The organism is Hydrogenophaga sp. 2FB (assembly GCF_005503365.1).
In the GTDB taxonomy this organism is placed as follows: Bacteria; Pseudomonadota; Gammaproteobacteria; order Burkholderiales; family Burkholderiaceae_C; genus Hydrogenophaga.
On record NZ_SCML01000025.1, the window covers coordinates 56,498 to 72,742 of the forward strand.

16 protein-coding genes are annotated in these 16,245 nt (G+C 64.7%); 11 read left to right on the top strand and 5 right to left on the bottom strand.

The features are described from left to right. Window positions 1-840 (bottom strand): enoyl-CoA hydratase-related protein, encoded by an 840-nt coding sequence (locus FFS09_RS16010; RefSeq protein WP_137919896.1) that lies wholly within the window; start codon window positions 838-840, stop codon window positions 1-3. Between the two features lies 1 nt (window position 841). Continuing rightward, the gene (locus FFS09_RS16015) at window positions 842-1,708 is read right to left on the bottom strand and encodes an enoyl-CoA hydratase/isomerase family protein (RefSeq protein WP_171020055.1); all 867 of its coding nucleotides are present in this window, start codon (window positions 1,706-1,708) and stop codon (window positions 842-844) included. Between the two features lie 75 nt (window positions 1,709-1,783). Here FFS09_RS16015 and FFS09_RS16020 point away from each other — a divergent pair, with 75 nt between their 5' ends. Both FFS09_RS16020 and FFS09_RS16025 read left to right on the top strand, forming a co-directional pair. Then, complete coding sequence (locus FFS09_RS16020; RefSeq protein ID WP_137919898.1) at window positions 1,784-3,019, top strand: CaiB/BaiF CoA transferase family protein; 1,236 nt, start codon at window positions 1,784-1,786, stop codon at window positions 3,017-3,019. Continuing rightward, window positions 3,016-4,602 (top strand): class I adenylate-forming enzyme family protein, encoded by a 1,587-nt coding sequence (locus tag FFS09_RS16025; protein ID WP_137919899.1) that lies wholly within the window; start codon window positions 3,016-3,018, stop codon window positions 4,600-4,602. Before FFS09_RS16020 ends, FFS09_RS16025 begins: the two co-directional genes overlap by 4 nt. 25 nt (window positions 4,603-4,627) lie before the next feature. Here the strand turns inward: FFS09_RS16025 and FFS09_RS16030 are convergent, their stop codons facing one another. Both FFS09_RS16030 and FFS09_RS16035 read right to left on the bottom strand, forming a co-directional pair. Continuing rightward, window positions 4,628-5,005: a PaaI family thioesterase gene (locus tag FFS09_RS16030; RefSeq protein WP_137919900.1), complete on the bottom strand. Its 378-nt coding sequence runs from the start codon at window positions 5,003-5,005 to the stop codon at window positions 4,628-4,630. A gap of 6 nt (window positions 5,006-5,011) precedes the next feature. Beyond that, window positions 5,012-5,851, bottom strand: a complete 840-nt coding sequence (locus FFS09_RS16035) for an oxidoreductase (protein WP_137919901.1) — start codon at window positions 5,849-5,851, stop codon at window positions 5,012-5,014. Window positions 5,852-6,141: 290 nt separating this feature from the next. Between FFS09_RS16035 and FFS09_RS16040 the strand changes: the two genes are divergently transcribed. The 4 genes from FFS09_RS16040 to FFS09_RS16055 all read left to right on the top strand — a co-directional run bounded on the left by FFS09_RS16040 (window position 6,142) and on the right by FFS09_RS16055 (window position 10,580). Continuing rightward, window positions 6,142-7,125, top strand: a complete 984-nt coding sequence (locus FFS09_RS16040; protein ID WP_171020056.1) for a DctP family TRAP transporter solute-binding subunit — start codon at window positions 6,142-6,144, stop codon at window positions 7,123-7,125. Between the two features lie 97 nt (window positions 7,126-7,222). Further along, window positions 7,223-7,762, top strand: coding sequence for a TRAP transporter small permease (locus tag FFS09_RS16045; protein WP_137919903.1), 540 nt, complete (start codon window positions 7,223-7,225; stop codon window positions 7,760-7,762). Beyond that, a complete protein-coding gene (locus FFS09_RS16050) occupies window positions 7,759-9,042 on the top strand; it encodes a TRAP transporter large permease (RefSeq protein WP_137919933.1) in 1,284 nt (427 codons plus the stop codon). Before FFS09_RS16045 ends, FFS09_RS16050 begins: the two co-directional genes overlap by 4 nt. Window positions 9,043-9,080: 38 nt before the next feature. Continuing rightward, entirely contained in the window at window positions 9,081-10,580 is a 1,500-nt protein-coding gene (locus tag FFS09_RS16055) for an aldehyde dehydrogenase family protein (protein WP_289509307.1), read from the top strand. 18 nt (window positions 10,581-10,598) lie between these two features. Here the strand turns inward: FFS09_RS16055 and FFS09_RS16060 are convergent, their stop codons facing one another. Beyond that, window positions 10,599-11,435, bottom strand: coding sequence for a PaaX family transcriptional regulator (locus FFS09_RS16060; protein ID WP_171020057.1), 837 nt, complete (start codon window positions 11,433-11,435; stop codon window positions 10,599-10,601). A gap of 127 nt (window positions 11,436-11,562) precedes the next feature. Between FFS09_RS16060 and FFS09_RS16065 the strand changes: the two genes are divergently transcribed. The 5 genes from FFS09_RS16065 to FFS09_RS16085 all read left to right on the top strand — a co-directional run bounded on the left by FFS09_RS16065 (window position 11,563) and on the right by FFS09_RS16085 (window position 16,161). After that, on the top strand, window positions 11,563-12,333 hold the full coding sequence (locus FFS09_RS16065) for a FadR/GntR family transcriptional regulator (RefSeq protein ID WP_171020058.1): 771 nt from the start codon (window positions 11,563-11,565) through the stop codon (window positions 12,331-12,333). A gap of 171 nt (window positions 12,334-12,504) precedes the next feature. Then, window positions 12,505-13,488: a DUF7064 domain-containing protein gene (locus FFS09_RS16070; protein ID WP_137919906.1), complete on the top strand. Its 984-nt coding sequence runs from the start codon at window positions 12,505-12,507 to the stop codon at window positions 13,486-13,488. Next, window positions 13,485-14,690, top strand: coding sequence for a phosphotransferase family protein (locus FFS09_RS16075; RefSeq protein WP_137919907.1), 1,206 nt, complete (start codon window positions 13,485-13,487; stop codon window positions 14,688-14,690). The genes FFS09_RS16070 and FFS09_RS16075 overlap by 4 nt, the downstream gene beginning before the upstream one ends. Further along, window positions 14,690-15,172 (top strand): hypothetical protein, encoded by a 483-nt coding sequence (locus FFS09_RS16080; RefSeq protein ID WP_137919908.1) that lies wholly within the window; start codon window positions 14,690-14,692, stop codon window positions 15,170-15,172. Before FFS09_RS16075 ends, FFS09_RS16080 begins: the two co-directional genes overlap by 1 nt. Window positions 15,173-15,204: 32 nt before the next feature. After that, window positions 15,205-16,161 carry a Bug family tripartite tricarboxylate transporter substrate binding protein gene (locus FFS09_RS16085; RefSeq protein ID WP_137919909.1) on the top strand — a complete coding sequence of 319 codons (957 nt, stop codon included), beginning with the start codon at window positions 15,205-15,207 and terminating at the stop codon, window positions 16,159-16,161. Window positions 16,162-16,245: the final 84 nt, after the last annotated feature.

A 16,245-nucleotide genomic window follows, 5' to 3' on the forward strand; every position in this document is an offset into this window, starting at 1 on the left:
TCAGGCTTGCGCCAGCGGTTGGAACGTCGGCGTCCGTTTCTCCTGCATGGCCTTCACGCCCTCCCGGCAGTCCGGATGCTTGAGCAGTTCGCCGGTCAAACGCTTGGCATCCTCCACCGCGCGCCCTGGCTGCAAGTGCATCTGCTCCGCATAGATCTGCCGCTTGGCCGCACGGACCGCGACAGGGGACACCGACGCGGCGAATGCGCGTGCCCGAGCCAACACCTCGGCCTCGAAGTTGTCGGCGGGCAGCACGCCATGCAGAAAGCCCAGCGACTGCATTTCCTCGGCCAGCACGACGCGCCCCGTGAAGAGAATGTCCACGGAAGGCGCCAGGCCGATCAGGCGCGGCAGCACCCAGGACAAGCCGTATTCGGCCGGCAAACCGAGCTTGGACGTGGCCGCGGTGAACTTCGCGCCCGCGGCTGCATAGCGCAGATCGCAGAACGCCGCGAGCGACACGGCGATGCCCGCGCACGCGCCGTTGACTGCCGCGATCACGGGCTTGTTCAGGCCCCAGTGCCACACCAGCTCGTGCTCGAACTCCTCGTGCACACCGCTGCCGGGGTGGGCGAATTCCAGTTCCTCCGTGGCCTTGCTGTAGTCCTTCGTCGACGCCTGGTGGTGCTCCAGCGCGCGGAAGTCGGCGCCAACGCAGAACTGGCGGCCCGCGCCCGTGACCACGATCACGCGCACGTCAGGGTTCTGATCGTGCGATTGCATGAGCCAGCGGTATTCCGCGTTCATGCGGTGTGTCCACGAGTTGCCGCGATCGGGCCGGTTCAGGCGCACCAGCGCCACGCCGTCTTGCACGCTGCTTTCTGTGACTTTGAGTTCCATGTCAGTTGTCCTCGGAGGTGTCGAAGCGCTGGTCTCGCTGCTTGAAGGTGGACGTGGTGCCGTCCTGCGAGCGCGTGCGCAGGATGTTGAACTCGTCGTCTTCGAAGCGCAGGTTGGTGCCCAGCGTGTGGCCCACAAAGCCGCGCGTGAACTGCGCCGCGCCGCCCAGGCTCTCCAACGCCATCTGGTGCATGGCCTTGCCGGTGACCAGCGCGTCGCGCGGGTGCTTGGCGATGCGCAGCGCCCAGTCGTTCACCGCGGCATCGAGCTCTGCGCCAGGCACCGACAGGTTGACCAGGCCCAGGCGTTCGGCCGTCGGACCGTCGAAGCTGTTGCCCAGCAGCATGAGTTCGCGCGCCTTCTTGGCTCCGTACATCAGGATCTGGCTGTTCATGTGCCAGGTGTTGCCCGCCAGGCCCAGCCGTTGCTCGGCGTGGCTGAACTGCGTGTCGTGCGCGCAGATGGCCAGGTCGACCAGCTCCACCAGGTACATGCCCACGCCCGTGCAATGACCGTGCACCTGCGCGATCACCGGTTTCATCGAGTTCTGGAACGCCATGTAGTTCATGCCCAGCTTGCGGTCGCGCAGAAGGCGCGTGCGCTGGCTGGGCCGGCGCGGCTTCTTGCCGTCGGCGGCGGGTTCGAGGCCGTAGGACTTCAGCGCGTCGTTGTAGTCGTGCCCGGCGCAGAACGAAGCGCCGTTGCCCTTGAGCACGATGACGCGCACCTGGTCGTCTTCCTCGGCTTCGTGCAGCGCCTCGACCATGCGGTCCAGGTCGTCGAAACGCAATGCGTTGTGTTTGTCGGGGCGGTTCATCACCAGCCTCGCCACAGGTCCTTCTTTCTCGACGATCACAGCGTCGTCCATAAGCGTATCTCCTGAAATGTGTCCCGGCATGATACAACGTTTGACCGTTGCGTCAATTAAATGTAGCATTTGAAAATGGACACACAAAACCCCACCGCACCTCTTTCCGATCGCCCCGCGCAGCCGTTGAAAGGCGTGCGCGTGATCGAGTTCGCCCACTGGATGGCGGGCCCGCTCGCTGGTGGCCTGCTGGCCGACTGGGGCGCCGACGTCATCAAGGTGGAGCCGCCGGGCGGCGAGCCCATGCGCACCATCTTTGCCAAGATGGGTGCGCGCGCCGGCACGCCGAACGCGGCTTTCACGCTGGCCAACCGCGGCAAACGTTCGCTCGTGCTCGACGTGAAGACCGGTGAAGGTCTGGCCGCGCTGGGGCAGTTGCTGGCGAATGCCGACGTGCTGCTGACCAACCTGCGGCCCGATGCGCTGCAGCGCCTGGGCCTGGGCGCCGCCGAGATCCGCGCGCGCTATCCGCGCCTGGTGTATTGCACGGTGAGCGCCTATGGTTGGGGCGGGCCCGACCAGGACCGGCCGGGCTACGACATCGCCGCGTTCTATGGCCGCACTGGCGTGGCGCACGAGATCACCACCGCCGGCACGCCGCCCCCCGCCTTGCTGCAAGGCATTGGCGATGCCTTCACTGCCATGACGGCGGCCACCGGCATCCTCGCCGCGCTCATGGAACGCCACCAGACCGGAGAGGGCCGCTTCGTGGAAGCCTCGCTCATGCGCACCGGCATGTGGGCGCTGGGCGGCGAGCTGGGGCAGAAGGCCTTGGGCGGCAACCCCAAACCGCCCAAGCCGCGCGAGCAGTCGCGCACGCCGATGTACAACTCCTACCGAACGGCCGACGATCGCTGGTTCTTCCTGGTGGGCGTCGAGGCGAGGCGCCATCTGCCGACCGTGCTGCGCGCCATCGGCCGCGAAGACCTGGTCGACGACGAACGCTTCAAGGACGGGCGCGGCATCGGCACGCACGCCGCCGAACTGATCGCGCTGTTCGACCAGGCCTTCAACAGCCAGCCGCTGGCCTACTGGGCCGAGCAGTTGGACAAGCACGAGGTCTGGTGGGCACCGATCCAGGTGCCGGAAGAAGTGCTCGAGGACGAGCAGGCCAAGGCGATCGGCGCGTGGACCGAGGTCGAGGGCCACATGTCGGTGGACGCGCCCGTGCGCTTCGATTTCCAGCCGCGCAAGGAAGCGCCGCGCGCGCCACAGACGGGCGAGCACACCGAGCAGGTGCTGACCGACTTCGGCTTCAGCGCGGACGAGGTGCGGCGCCTCACTGCCGCCGCGAACGGAGAACAGGTATGAACCCCGTGGTAGAAGCGCCCCTGTGGGGCCGTGAGGTCGAAGCTGGTCGGGTGCAGGGCCATGCGTGCCGCATCTACACACACCGGCCACGCTCGGTCGGCGCGCTGCTGCGCGATGCGCGCCGCTGGCAGGGCGGCCGCACCTTCGTCGTCGAAGGCGAACGCCGTCTGAGTTTCGGGGCCTTCGAGGCCGCGGTCGCGCGCGTGGTGGTGCAACTGCAGGCGCGTGGTGTGCGCACGGGCGACCGCGTCGTGCTGCTGGCTTACAACAGCATCGAATGGCTGGCGGCGTTCTGGGCCGTTCAATCGCTCGGTGCGGTGGCGGTGCTGTGCAACGCCTGGTGGAGCGCTCAGGAAACCAGCGAGGCGATCGCCGACGTGGAGCCGTCCTGGGTGCTGGCCGACTGGCTGGCCAAGCGCGGGCTGCGGCAAGAGCCCAACGTGATCGACATGGCCACGGTGCGCCAATGGGTCGATGGCGGCGAGCGCCACGCCCTGCCACCGCCGCCCGACGTGTCCGAAGACGCGCTGGCCATCATCATGTTCACGTCCGGCACGACGGGCCGCGCCAAGGGCGCACTGATGTCGCAAGGCGGCGTGGTGGCCAACCTGCAGAACCTGCTGGTGCTCACCGGGCGGCTGCCGAGCGAGATGGCGCCCGACGCACCCGGCACGGTGAGCCTGCTCACGGTGCCGCTGTTCCACCTGGCCGGGGTGCAGGTCAGCATCTCGACCTTGCTCACCGGCGGCAAGCTGGTGCTGTTGGAAGGCCGCTTCGATGCGGCGGCGGTGTTGCGCCTGATCGAGCAGGAGCGCGTGCGCGTGTGGGGCAGCATCCCCACGATGGTCTCGCGGGTTCTCGAGCATCCGGACATTGGACGACACGATGTCTCCAGTCTGCGGTCCATCCCCATGGGCGGATCGGCCATTTCTCCCGAGCTGCGCGCGCGCATCCCGCAGGTGTTCCCCGGTGTGAAGAAAAGCGTGGGCAGCCTGTACGGCTGCACGGAGGCCGGCGGCATTCTCGCGGCCGGCAGCGCGGACGATCTGCGCGAGCGCCCGGGTTGTGTGGGCAAGCCCTTGCCCGTGGTCGAGTTGCGCATCGTGAACGCGGATGCACAGGGCGTGGGGGACATCCAGGCGCGCACCCCCACGGTCACCTTGGGCGTGTGGGGCGAGGCGGAGGCGGCGACCGACAGCGAAGGCTGGGTGCGCACGGGCGACCTGGGTCGCTATGAAAACGGCTATCTGTTCCTCAGTGGACGTTCGAAAGACATCGTGATCCGCGCGGGTGAAAACATCGCCTGCGCGCACGTGGAGCAATGCCTGCAGACCCATCCCGCCGTTCAGGAAGTGGCGGTGCTGCCGTTGCCGCACGCGGACCTGGGCGAAGAGGTCGCCGCCGTGGTGGTGTTGCGTGAAGGCCAGGCCGTCACCAGCGAGGCATTGGCCGCGCATGCGCAGTCGCACCTTGGAAAATTCCAGGTGCCCAGCCGCTGGTGGCTGCGCCGCGAACCGCTACCCACCAATGCAACGGGCAAGATCGCGAAGGCGGAGCTCAAGGCGAACTGGTTGGGCGACTAGGAGTCGCGCCGACGGCGTTCGCGGATCACCGAGGCACGCCGGCCGTGATGGCGAAGGTTCCCAGGCACGAAGCGATCAGCTTGCCGTCGGCGCTCACCCGGCTCTCGACCGTCGCGATCGTGCGCCCCTTGTGCACGACCTGGCTGTCACAGGTCAGCGTCTCGCCGGCACCCGGCCGGTGGTAGTTGATCTTCAGTTCGATCGTCGCGCAGTGTTCGCCCGGCGCCAGCAGCGTCTTGAGCGCGGCGCCCATGCCCGTATCGGCCAACGTGAAGGGAACGCCACCATGGGCTACGCCGACCGAGTTCATGTGGGCGGGCTGAAGCCGCAGTTCGCAGCGGCTGACGCCTTCGGCTGCCGTGCCGAATTCGATACCCAGATGTTCAGCAAAAGGGATGTTCACGCACGTTTACTGGAACGAGGTTGAGAAGGAAATGTCTTTCCAGCGTTGGACCTCGGCGGCCACTGCGCCCGCCTTGTCCGACACCTGCTGCCATGCGTCCGGCCCCAATGGCAGGCGCAGCGGAGGGGACTCCAGGCGACTGATCTCAAACAGGGCCAATGCCAATCTGGCGGGGTCGCCCGGCTGTGTGCCGTGGCGGGATTTCATCGCATTTCGGGTCAGGCCAGCGCTCGCCTCGTAGTCGCTGATCAACAGGGACGATGTGGCGAGAGATCCGCCCGCAAAATCACTGCGGAAGCCGCCAGGTTCAATCAGCGTGACATGGATTCCGAGGTGTGCCACCTCTTTTGCCAGCGACTCGGAAAAGCCTTCGACGGCAAATTTGCTGGCGCTGTACATGGCCATGCCGGAGAAACCGATAAAACCCACGAGCGATGAAAAATTGATGATGTGGCCTTTGCGCCGCTTTCTCATGCCAGGCAGGGCCGCTCGCGTGCACTCCACCAGGCCAAAAAAATTGACGTCGAAAAGCCGCCGATATTCGTCGGGCGAGGTTTCCTCCGCCGCGCCCACCAGACCGTAGCCCGCGTTGTTGACCAACACGTCGATGCCGCTGAAATCGGCCTCGGCCCGCCGTATGGTTTCCGCCGCCGCTTCGTGTTCCGTGACATTGAGATGGTATGAGCGGCAAGTGTCTGGAAAGAGTTCGGTGAGAGGACTGTGGCCGTTGCTGTTCAGCACCGTCACAGCCACGTTGTCTCCCTGGTTCAGTGCCATCTGCGCGATCTCATAACCCATGCCTTTGTCGCAGCCCGTGATGAGCCATGTGCGATTGGTCGGTTTCATTCGTGTCTCCAGTAGGGCGGCTTGATGCCAGCCAGTTGCCTGTATGAATCAAGAAATTCGTTCATTGATTCGCGGGAAAGATGCCGCCTCGTGTCCAGTTGGTGCGCGGCCTCGACCATTGGCAGTCGTGCGCCCCGACGGTGCTTGACGAGCACAAAGCGTGTGATTATTATAGGGTGATCCAATAAATGGGTCACCCAAAAATTCAATCGTGCACATCGAGCCCATGTCGTTGGGCTCAACAAGGAGACAACATGAAATTCACGCCAAAGCACGCGTTTGCCGCCGTCATGACCATCGGTTTGGCGTTCGCGCTCGGGTCTGCCGCCGCTCAGACACCACGCACGCTGCGCATCGCTGTCAGCACGGCGGCCGACCACCCACTGACCGTCGGTGCGCAGAAATTCGGCGATCTTGTGGGCGACAAGTCCGCAGGAAAGATCAAGGCGCGCGTCTATCCCGGCGCCGTGCTGGGAAACGACGTGCAGGTGATTGGTTCGCTTCAAGGGGGAACGATCGACGCCACCATCGTGACCAGCGGGTTGCTCACCAGCCTGGCCAAGGAGTACAACCTGTTTGTGCTCCCGGGCGTTCTGCATGATGCGAGGGAGGCCGACGCCCTGCTGGACGGGCCTTTCGGCCGCAAGGTACGGGAGAGTCTGGAGGCGCACAAGCTGGTGGCGTTGGCGCATATGGAGCACGGCTTCAAGCACATTGCCAACAACAAGCGCGTGGTGTCGAAGTGGGAAGATGTCGACGGCATCAAGATCCGCGTCACGCAAACGCCCACACTGATCGACACTTTTGCGCGTCTGGGTGCCAACCCCGTGCCGATGCCTTTCAATGAGGTTTACACCGCACTCGAACAAGGCGCCATCGACGGCATGGAGACCACCTTGGCCACCTTCGATTCCGGCAAGTTCAACGAAGTGCAGAAAAATCTGACGCTGACCGCTCACATCTACGACCCCCTTGTGCTGCTGGTGTCCAAAACTACCTGGGACAAACTGAGCGCCGAAGAACGAAAAATCTTCACGGACAGTGCAACGGAGGCGACTGCCTTTCAGCGCCGGTTCAACCGCGAAAAAGAAGCCAAGCTGCTGGGCGAGTTGAAGCAGCGCGGTGTCGCGGTGACCGAGATGGGTGCGGGTGAAAAGGCGCGCATGCGTGACCGGCTGAAGGTCGTGGTTGAAAAATATTCACAGTCGGTCGGTGAAGCCACGGCGCGCGAGTTCAACGCAGAACTCGAGAAGATCCGCAAGACGCGCCCGTAAGTCCTTCCAGGTAGAGCCTCCGCGGAGGCCTTTCGCTGCTGCTACCGGTGCACACGGGTCCGTCTACGCGCGGGCCAACTCTCCCTTGAAAGTCTCTATGGATCGTTGGATAGAAGCCTATTTCCGACTGCTCAAGCACGTCGTCGTGTTCAGCATGGCCGCCATGGTGGTTCTGGTGTTCGCGAACGTGGTGTTGCGCTATGCGTTCAACACCGGCATCCCCGTTGCCGAAGAGCTGTCGCGCTGGTTGTTTGTGTGGCTGGTCTTCATAGGCTCCGCCGTGGCACTTCGCCAACGTGCACATATCGGGCTGGACTCGCTGGTCTCGCGCCTCCCCTTGCGGGGCAAGCAGGCGTGTTTCCTGGTGAGCCATGTGCTGATGTTGTTGGCGGTGTGGCTGTTTCTTGTCGGTTTGCTGACCCAGGTAGAAGTGAACCTGGCTACCCAAGCGCCTGCGACGGGACTTTCGATGTCGGTGTTGTATGCCGCGGGTCTGCCGTTTTGTCTCACGGCGGGCGTGTTGTTGTTGGGCGCGATCTGGCGATTCGCAAAGGGGGAGACGTCGGAAGACGAGTTGATCGACGTGGTGGAGTCCGAAGAAAACGTGCTGCCGCTTCAGCCGGGGGCGACGAAATGACGATTGGGGTTTTTGTGTTTTCGTTGTTGGGGTGCATGGCCATCGGCATGCCGATCGCCTTTGCATTGCTGCTGTCCGGCATTGCACTGATGTGGCATCTGGATAACTTTGAAACGCAAATCGTCGCGCAGAACCTCATCAACGGCGCCGACAGCTTCTCCCTGCTGGCCGTGCCGTTCTTTCTGCTGGCGGGTGAGGTGATGAACAAGGGCGGTTTGTCTCGCCGCATCGTCAACATCGGCATTGCGATGGTGGGGCATCTGCCCGGTGGCCTGGGTTATGTCGTCATCGTGGCGGCATGCATCATGGCGGCTCTCTCGGGATCTGCGGTGGCAGACGCGGCGGCGCTGACCGCCGTGCTGTATCCCATGATGGTTCGAGCGGGTCACGATCCAGGCAAGTCGGCAGGGCTCATCGCTGCGGGCGGGATCATTGCGCCCGTCATTCCGCCCTCCATCGGCTTCATCATCTTTGGTGTTGCCGCTGGCGTGTCCATTTCGAAGTTGTTCATTGCGGGTCTGATCCCGGGTTTGATGCTCGGTGTCGCATTGGCCGTGACATGGTGGCTGCAAGTGCGCAAGGACAAAGTGCAGCCGATGCCTCGTGCCACCAAAGGCGAACTGGCGAAAGCGATCGCAGACGGCGCCTGGGCGCTTGCGTTGCCTGCGATCATCATTTTTGGTTTGAAGTTCGGGGTGTTCACGCCCACCGAAGCCGGCGTCGTTTGCGCGGTCTACGCCTTGTTCGTGACCATGTTCATCTACCGCGAGTTGCATTGGCGCCAGCTCTACGATGTGCTGGCCGCCGCAGGGCAGACCACGGCGGTGGTGATGTTCCTGGCCGCGGCATCCTTGCTCTCGGCATGGATGATCACCATTGCAGACATCCCTGCCCAGCTCACCGATTTGCTGGAACCGTTGCTGCAGAACAAGATTCTGTTGATGTTGGCGATTCAGGTGTTGGTCGTGGTGGTGGGAACGGCACTCGACATGACGCCCGCCATCCTGATCCTCACGCCCATCTTGATGCCGGTGGTCAAAGCGGCCGGAATTGACCCCGTGTACTTTGGCGTGCTGTTCATCATGAACAACGCCATCGGACTGATAACGCCGCCGGTGGGCGCCGTGCTCAACGTGGTCTGTGGCGTGGCCAGGATCAAGATGGAACGCATCATCGCGGGGGTCTGGCCCTTCCTGGTGGCGCAGTGCCTGGTGTTGTTGCTGCTGACCCTGTTTCCCCCGCTGGTCATGGTGCCGGCGGCCTGGCTGATGGGCCGCTAGGCCCCACAGCGAACCCATTCCATTTTTGAGGAGAAACCATGTTGCTCGCCACTGAACCGATGGCTGCTGATGGGCCGCCGTACCTGCGCTCGAACGCGGCCAAAAAACTGTATATCAATGGGCAGTGGACGGAGGCCTTGTCGGGTCTGACCTTCGCGACCGATAACCCCGCCAACGCGCAAGTGATTGCGCACGTGGCGCAAGGCGATGCGCAAGACGTGGATCTGGCGGTGAAGGCCGCGCGAGCCGCGCTGGAGGGACCATGGCGCAAGTTCAAGCCGTCCGACCGCCAAATGCTGTTGTTGCGCCTGGCCGATCTGATCGAGCAGCACTACGACGAACTGGCCATGATCGAAACCCTGGACATGGGCAACCCGATCACGCGCAGTCTGGCCGGCAAACGCCGCGTCCTGGGGCTGGTTCGTTTCTATGCCGGGCTGGCCACCACCATCCACGGTCAGACCATCGAAAATTCCATTCCGGGCACGGTGTTTTCGTACACGGTCAAGGAGCCCATTGGCGTGGTCGCAGCCATCACGCCCTGGAACAGTCCCCTGAGCCAGGCCGTGTGGAAGATCGCACCGGCCTTGGCCGCCGGTTGCACGGTGGTGCTGAAACCCGCCGAGCAAGCGTGCCTGTCCATCCTGCGACTGGCCGAACTGATACAGGAAGCCGGTGTGCCGCCTGGCGTGGTGAACGTGGTCACAGGACTGGCGGCTGCGGGGGCTGCTCTGGTTGCACACCCCGGTGTGGACAAAGTGGCCTTCACGGGTTCCACCGCGACGGGCCAGGCCATCATCCGTGCATCGGCGGGGACGGTGAAGCGCCTGTCTCTCGAACTGGGTGGCAAGTCACCTGACATTGTGTTTGCCGACGCGGACCTGGACGCCGCGGTCGCGGGCGCAGCGGGCGCTGTGTTCACCAACAGCGGGCAGCTTTGCATTGCAGGCTCCAGGCTGTTTGTCGAGCGCAGTATTCATGACGAGTTTGTTTACCGTGTGGCGGAGCTGGGCCGGCAGATGCGATTGGGTTCGCCACTGGATCCGTCTACCCAGCTTGGCCCGTTGGCCAACGCGGCGCAACTGGATCGCGTGGTGGGCTTCATGGACAGCGGAAAGCGTGGGGGAGCGACTGCTCTCACAGGCGGCGGCCGAGCGATGGACGCCGACCTCGCGCAGGGCTACTACGTGCCGCCCACGGTGTTCAGTGGTGTGGATGACCAGATGGAGATAGCCCGCGAGGAAATCTTCGGACCCGTCATCAGCGCGATGCCCTTTGACACGGAAGACGAGGTCGTTCGCCGCGCCAACGACACGCCGTACGGTCTGGGCAGCGGCGTGTGGACTCGGGACGTCGCGCGTGCCCACCGCATGGTGGGTGCGCTCAAGGCGGGCACCGTGTGGGTGAACTGTTACTTGCCCATGGATCCCGCAGTCCCGTTTGGCGGCTACAAGATGAGTGGTTATGGCCGCGAGTCAGGCGTCGACCACCTGGACCAGTACCTCAACGTGAAATCGGTCTTGCTGCAGACCGCTTGACGCAGCACGGGGACCCGTTCACTTTCCCTGGGCGATCACGCCCAGGTCTTTCCAGAACGCATGTGCCGGCTCGCGCCAGCGCTGGCGCAGTTCATTGAGGCGCGTCGTCACGCGTGTGCCGACCCAATCGGGGGGCAGCAACGCACGAGGGAGCCCGGGGTCGACTGCGGGCAAGCGCTGGATGGCGTTCACCAGTTGCGCGTGCGCCTGAAAGTGGCTCTCGGCGCTGCGCGGGCGCAGCGATCCGAAGCGCGATTCGAGTTCGAGATAGTGCGCAGCCAGCGCGGACACGTCCCAGGCCTTCTGCACCAGTGCCTCCTGTGGAATGCCGATGTCGAGCGAGCGCGCCTGGAAGGCCAGCGTGTCGTCTTCCAGCTCCAGTTCCTGCAGCCGCCTGGCGACGGCGGCGGCGCGGTCCTGGTGTGGGCAGATCCACAGGCCCGGCGTTGGTGAGCCAAAGCCCATCCAGTGCAGCAGGCGGTACAGGCGCAAGCGGTCGGCGCGGCGCGCTTCGGGCAGGGTGACGTGCAGCAGCAACCAGCCACCGTTCCATTCCTCGGCGTTTTGGAACAGCCCGAGCACGCGGCGCGATCCATCGCCGATGAGCTGCTTGCCGCCCGCGGAGAGCGACCACCAGGCCTGCCGGCCCTCTTTGCCACCCTCGATCCAGCCCGCGGCACTGGCCCGCGCCAAGGCCTGCCGCGCGGCCTTCTCCGCGATATCGACCAACGCGAAAGCCTGCAGCAGTGACTGGGTCCAGACCGGTTCGTTGGAGGGGTAGACGTATTCGCCGAGCAGTGTGAGCAGCAGCGATCTGGCGCTGGCGCTGGGGGCGGGAGGAGGGCTGGCGCTCATGCTGTCATGGCACAACGCAAGCGGCTTGCATCGGCTCGAAGATGGAAATGGATGACCATATGACATGATACTGATGGCCTGTGCAGCGGCGTCCCGCTGTTCCATTCATCGCACCTTCTCCTCCTCCATGGCGTCTTCCAGCGAACCCAGCAAAACCCCTCCGGCCCGCAAGTCGCGCCGGGTCGCGTTCAAGCCTGTCAACAGCACCCGCCCGGCGGAAGCGATCCAGGCACAGATTCGCAAGCTCCTGGCCTCGCACAAGCTCAAGACGGGCGACCGCCTGCCCACCGAACGCGAGCTGGCCGAGCAGTTCGCGGTCAGCCGCAACACGGTGCGCCAGGCCATCCGTTCGTTGGCCGATGGGGGTTTGCTGGAAGTGAAGAAGGGCGCCACCGGCGGCGCGTTCATCCGCGGAGGTGGTGGCGATGCGGTGCGCGCCGGCATGATCGACCTGTATTCGCTGGGCACCATCCAGCCGGCCCACCTGACCGAAACGCGCTTGCTGATCGGCGTGGAAGTGGTTCGCCTGGCGTGTGAGCGCGGCAGTGAAGAGGAACTGCAGGAACTCGAGGCGAATGTGGCGCAGGCCGAGGCGGCCGCGAAGGCAGGCGATGCCCCGCGCCGCACCGGCATCAACCTGGAGTTCTACCGCATCCTCGCGCGCATGACGCAGAACCCGTTGCTGGAGATCGTCACAGACGCGGTGATGGCCATCACGTCGCAGTTCGTGGAAGACTTCCTGCGCACGTCCAACATCACGGTGATGCCGTTTCGCCGCGAGCTGCTCAAGGTGCTGCGCCGGCGCGATGGCGAGGCGGCGGCCGATCTCATGCGCGATCACCTGCTGAAGCTGCAGAAGATCTATCTGGATGAAGTGGCCGTGCGCCAGCGCAAGTAGCCACACGGTGGGGTGCACCTACCGATACACCTGGGAAAACACCTGCTGCGCCAGTGGCCATGACGTGCCGTTGACGCGCAGGTTTTTTTGTCGCAGAATTCAATGGGTGACCCAAATTAAAGCTCTTCTTGTTGCAAAGCGACCACGCAGTGGCGTGGCGAAAGTGAAACGATGATCCAAGCCTCCGATACCGACTTCCATCCGCGCGATCCGAACGACCGCATCTGGACCGAGACCACCTACGTCGCCTTCAATGTGCCCGAAGCGGCGCTGCACGGCACGTTGTATGTGCTGGCGCGCCCCAACCTGGGCGTGGCCATGTCGTCCGTGGTGATCGCGCGTGGCGTGCGCCGCCGTCCGCACGAGGTGGACTTCTGCGACCCGCAGATCCACCTGCCGTGCCCGACGTCGTATGCCGATTTTTCGCTGGCCAATGGCTTGTCGGTGCAGGCGAAGTCGCTCACCGACTGGCGCTTCCAGTACGAACACAAACTTGGCGCTTGCAGTTTCGATCTGCAGCTGCGCGGCCTGCACCACCCCTACGACCCGACCGACCCGAAAGAAAACCCCGGAGCCGCAAAGAAGTCGGCGCACACCGACCCGCGTCTGGGCGATGCCTGGTCGAACGGCCACTTCGATCTGAAAGGCCAGATCACCGGCACGCTCACCGTGCGGGGCGAGCAGTACGCGGTGAATTGTTATGAAGGCATGGACCGCAGCTGGGGACCGCGCAACGAAACGCCGGACCGCGCCACCTGCTACATCTCGGTCAACTGTGGCGAAGCCATGTCGATGTGGCTGACCACCATGCTGGACGTGTCGCCCGATGGCCATGTGCGCTACGACAAGGTCAACTCCGGTTTCATCGTGGAGCACGGCGCGGTCACACCCGTGGTGGAGGCCACGGTGGAAGCCGTCACGGTCGACATGCTGGCGATCAGCGACCACATCGTGGCCACCGACGCGCGCGGCCGGCGCCACGAGTTCTTCGGCTCGGCCATCGGCACGCGGCCCATGGGTTCGATCAACCCGTCCATCGCCGCCTTCGTCTCCCTGATGCGTTACCAGTACGCCGGCCAGGTGGGCCATGGCGGACACGGCAAGTTGTTCGGTCTCAACTACCTCGCGCAACGCCTGGCGCGCAACGAATCATGAGCAGCGTGGACTTGCGCGACCAACCCACCGAGGCGTTCATCCAGGGCCTGCGTGAGCAGTTTCCGACCGAGCGCGAAACCGATGAACTGCTGACCCGAAAGATGCAGCGGCGCGCCGGCCCTGCATACCGACAGGTCTCGCTCGACGAGATGGTCGGCTGGCTCAACGCCATGCTTTCTGAATACATCGAGGGCGCGTTCGAGGTGCACCACCCGCGCTGGCTGACCGGTGGCGCATCCAAGGTGCAGATCGCGTTCGACCTGAGCTGGAACGCACCCGGGCGTGGCCCCAGTCGCGACAAGCTGGTCGTGCGCATGGACCCCTCCGAAGCGTCCAACACCACCAGCCGAGTGCGCGAAGTGGAACTGCTCGACGCCTTCGAAGACGTGCTGCCGGTGCCCAAGGTGTTCTGGCTCGACCGCGAGTCGCGCTGGTTTCCCGAACCCGCCATCGTCTACACCTTCGTGCCCGGCGTGGCCAAACCGCGCAACGGCAGTGCCGGCCAGGTGGTGGGCCTGGGCACCAACTTCGGCCCGCAGCTGCGCGAGCAACTCGCGCCGCAGTTTCTGCAACACCTGGCGACCATCCACACCGCCGACGTGGGGCGCATGCGCTTCACCAGCATGGACGTTCCGCCCACGGGCAACACCGACTGCGCGCAGTGGCAACTGAACCGCGCGCGCCGTGTCTGGGAAGAAGACCGCGGCGAAGACTTCCCGCTGATGGACGTGGCGGCCAACTGGCTGCAACGCAACCTGCCCACGCTGGATCGTGTGAGCGTGGTGCATGGCGACTACCGCAGCGGCAACTTTCTGTTCGACGAAGCCGAGGGCCGCATCACCGCCTGGCTCGACTGGGAGCGCGGCCACCTCGGCGACCGGCACCGCGACCTGGCCTGGATGACGCAGCGCGAAAAAGGCCACCTCGCGGAAGACGGCAAGACCTACCTGGTTTGCGGCCTGATTCCGATGGCGAGCTTCTACCAGCGCTACCAGGAAGCCTCGGGCCTGACGGTCGACATGGAGCGTCTGCGCTGGTACCAGGTGCTCAACTGCTTCCAGGTGATCACCACCACGATGGCAACGATGTATCGGGTCGCCAAGCTCGGCAAGTCGCACCAGGACATTCTGCTGGCGCGGCTCAAGGCCATTGCGCCGGTGGGCGCCCACGAACTCGCCGAACTGTTGAAGGAGGTGCTCTGATGGACCATACCGATGTGGGCCTGCGGTCCGCGATCCGGGCGCTGAACGACGTGGTCGCGCCAGTGGTGGGCAAGGAACACGCGCAGGCGCACGACCAGCTGCGGCTGACCACCGACTACCTTGCCTTCGTGATCGAGCGTTTGCCGCACCTCCACCAGCGCGACCGCTTTGAGCTCTCGCACTACCTGGCTATGGCGCGGGATGTGCACGCGGCGCTGCCCGTGTCCTCCGCGCCGGCGTTGGCGGCGGCGATGGACGCGGCACAACAGATGCTGGAGCGCGCCGGCCCATCCACCGCCGCGGTGCGGCAGGCCACGGCCGACCTGAGTGCTGCCGTGTCGGCGGTGCAGCGCGAGGTCGAGCGCGCCGTGCTGCATGCCAGCGAGCAACGCATCGCGTTCGAGCGCGCCTGGTACTTGCCCCTGGGGCTGGATCCGGATCCGCACGACGTGCAACCGCTGGCAGTGTTCCTGCCCGCGTGACAACACCGCAAGAGAAACCCAGGAGACAAACCATGAAACTCATCCAGCTGGCCAGCATCGTCGGCCTGTCACTCACGCTGGCGACACCGCTCGCCGTTCACGCCCAGCCCGGCGAAGTGATGCTGGTCGTGCCGCACGCGGCGGGCACCGGCGTGGATGCCGTGGCGCGCAGCTTCTCGCCCGCACTGCAAACCACGCTGAAGGTGCCGGTGGTGGTGGACAACCGGGTCGGTGCCAACGGGGCGATCGGCTCGGCCAGCGTGGCGCGCGCCAAACCCGATGGTGCGGTGCTCATGCTCAACGCCAACCCGCCCTTCGTGACCTTTCCGCTCACGCAGAGCCCGCCGCTGTACGACGCGGTGAAGGACTTCACGCCGATCGCCAAGGTCGGCTCGGTGCCCATGGTGCTGGTGGTGTCGTCGCAGAGCGAGATCAAAACCTTCGACCAGTTCATCACCTTCGTCAAGGCCAACCCCGCCAAGGCGCAGTACGCGTCTCCGGGCGTCGGCTCAGCGGGCTACCTGGCCATGGAGCGCCTGAAGACGACCAAGGGCGTGAACATGGACGAGGTGCTGTACAAGTCCACGCCGCAGTCGCTGGTGGACGTGGCGGGTGGGCACATCCTTTCGGCCTTCGCTTCGTTGCCGGCGGTGACCACGCTGGTCGAATCGGGCAAGCTGCGTGCCCTGGCCGTGGGCTCGGGTGTGCGCGTCGACCTGATGCCCAACGTGCCCACGCTGGCCGAGCTCACCGGCGACAAGGACTTCAACGCCAGTGTCTGGTACGGCTTTCTCGGGCCGGCAGGCATGCCGCAAGCCACGGTGGACCGGCTGTACGACGGCATCGCCACCGCCTTGCGCAGCGACGCGGTGCAGCAGTCGCTCAAAGGGCAGGGCATCCTGCCCGGCATCCAGGCGCCGAAGGACTTCCAGCGGTCGCTGGCGCAGGACCAGGAGAGCGCGCGCCAGGCCATGAAGATCGCGCGTTGATCGATTGCAAGGAACCGAGTGTTCAAGACCACCCGCCGAAGTTCCCAAGTCGCTTGCGATCTCCGACCCATTCCCCATCCGTAT

Coding starts and splice junctions, on each gene's coding strand:
- FFS09_RS16010 (WP_137919896.1), bottom strand. CDS start 840: ATGGAACTCAAAGTCACAGAAAGCAGCGTGCAAGACGGCGTGGCGCTG.
- FFS09_RS16065 (WP_171020058.1), top strand. CDS start 11,563: ATGGCGTCTTCCAGCGAACCCAGCAAAACCCCTCCGGCCCGCAAGTCG.
- FFS09_RS16070 (WP_137919906.1), top strand. CDS start 12,505: ATGATCCAAGCCTCCGATACCGACTTCCATCCGCGCGATCCGAACGAC.
- FFS09_RS16085 (WP_137919909.1), top strand. CDS start 15,205: ATGAAACTCATCCAGCTGGCCAGCATCGTCGGCCTGTCACTCACGCTG.
- FFS09_RS16025 (WP_137919899.1), top strand. CDS start 3,016: ATGAACCCCGTGGTAGAAGCGCCCCTGTGGGGCCGTGAGGTCGAAGCT.
- FFS09_RS16040 (WP_171020056.1), top strand. CDS start 6,142: ATGACCATCGGTTTGGCGTTCGCGCTCGGGTCTGCCGCCGCTCAGACA.
- FFS09_RS16035 (WP_137919901.1), bottom strand. CDS start 5,851: ATGAAACCGACCAATCGCACATGGCTCATCACGGGCTGCGACAAAGGC.
- FFS09_RS16080 (WP_137919908.1), top strand. CDS start 14,690: ATGGACCATACCGATGTGGGCCTGCGGTCCGCGATCCGGGCGCTGAAC.
- FFS09_RS16015 (WP_171020055.1), bottom strand. CDS start 1,708: ATGGACGACGCTGTGATCGTCGAGAAAGAAGGACCTGTGGCGAGGCTG.
- FFS09_RS16050 (WP_137919933.1), top strand. CDS start 7,759: ATGACGATTGGGGTTTTTGTGTTTTCGTTGTTGGGGTGCATGGCCATC.
- FFS09_RS16060 (WP_171020057.1), bottom strand. CDS start 11,435: ATGAGCGCCAGCCCTCCTCCCGCCCCCAGCGCCAGCGCCAGATCGCTG.
- FFS09_RS16020 (WP_137919898.1), top strand. CDS start 1,784: ATGGACACACAAAACCCCACCGCACCTCTTTCCGATCGCCCCGCGCAG.
- FFS09_RS16045 (WP_137919903.1), top strand. CDS start 7,223: ATGGATCGTTGGATAGAAGCCTATTTCCGACTGCTCAAGCACGTCGTC.
- FFS09_RS16075 (WP_137919907.1), top strand. CDS start 13,485: ATGAGCAGCGTGGACTTGCGCGACCAACCCACCGAGGCGTTCATCCAG.
- FFS09_RS16055 (WP_289509307.1), top strand. CDS start 9,081: ATGTTGCTCGCCACTGAACCGATGGCTGCTGATGGGCCGCCGTACCTG.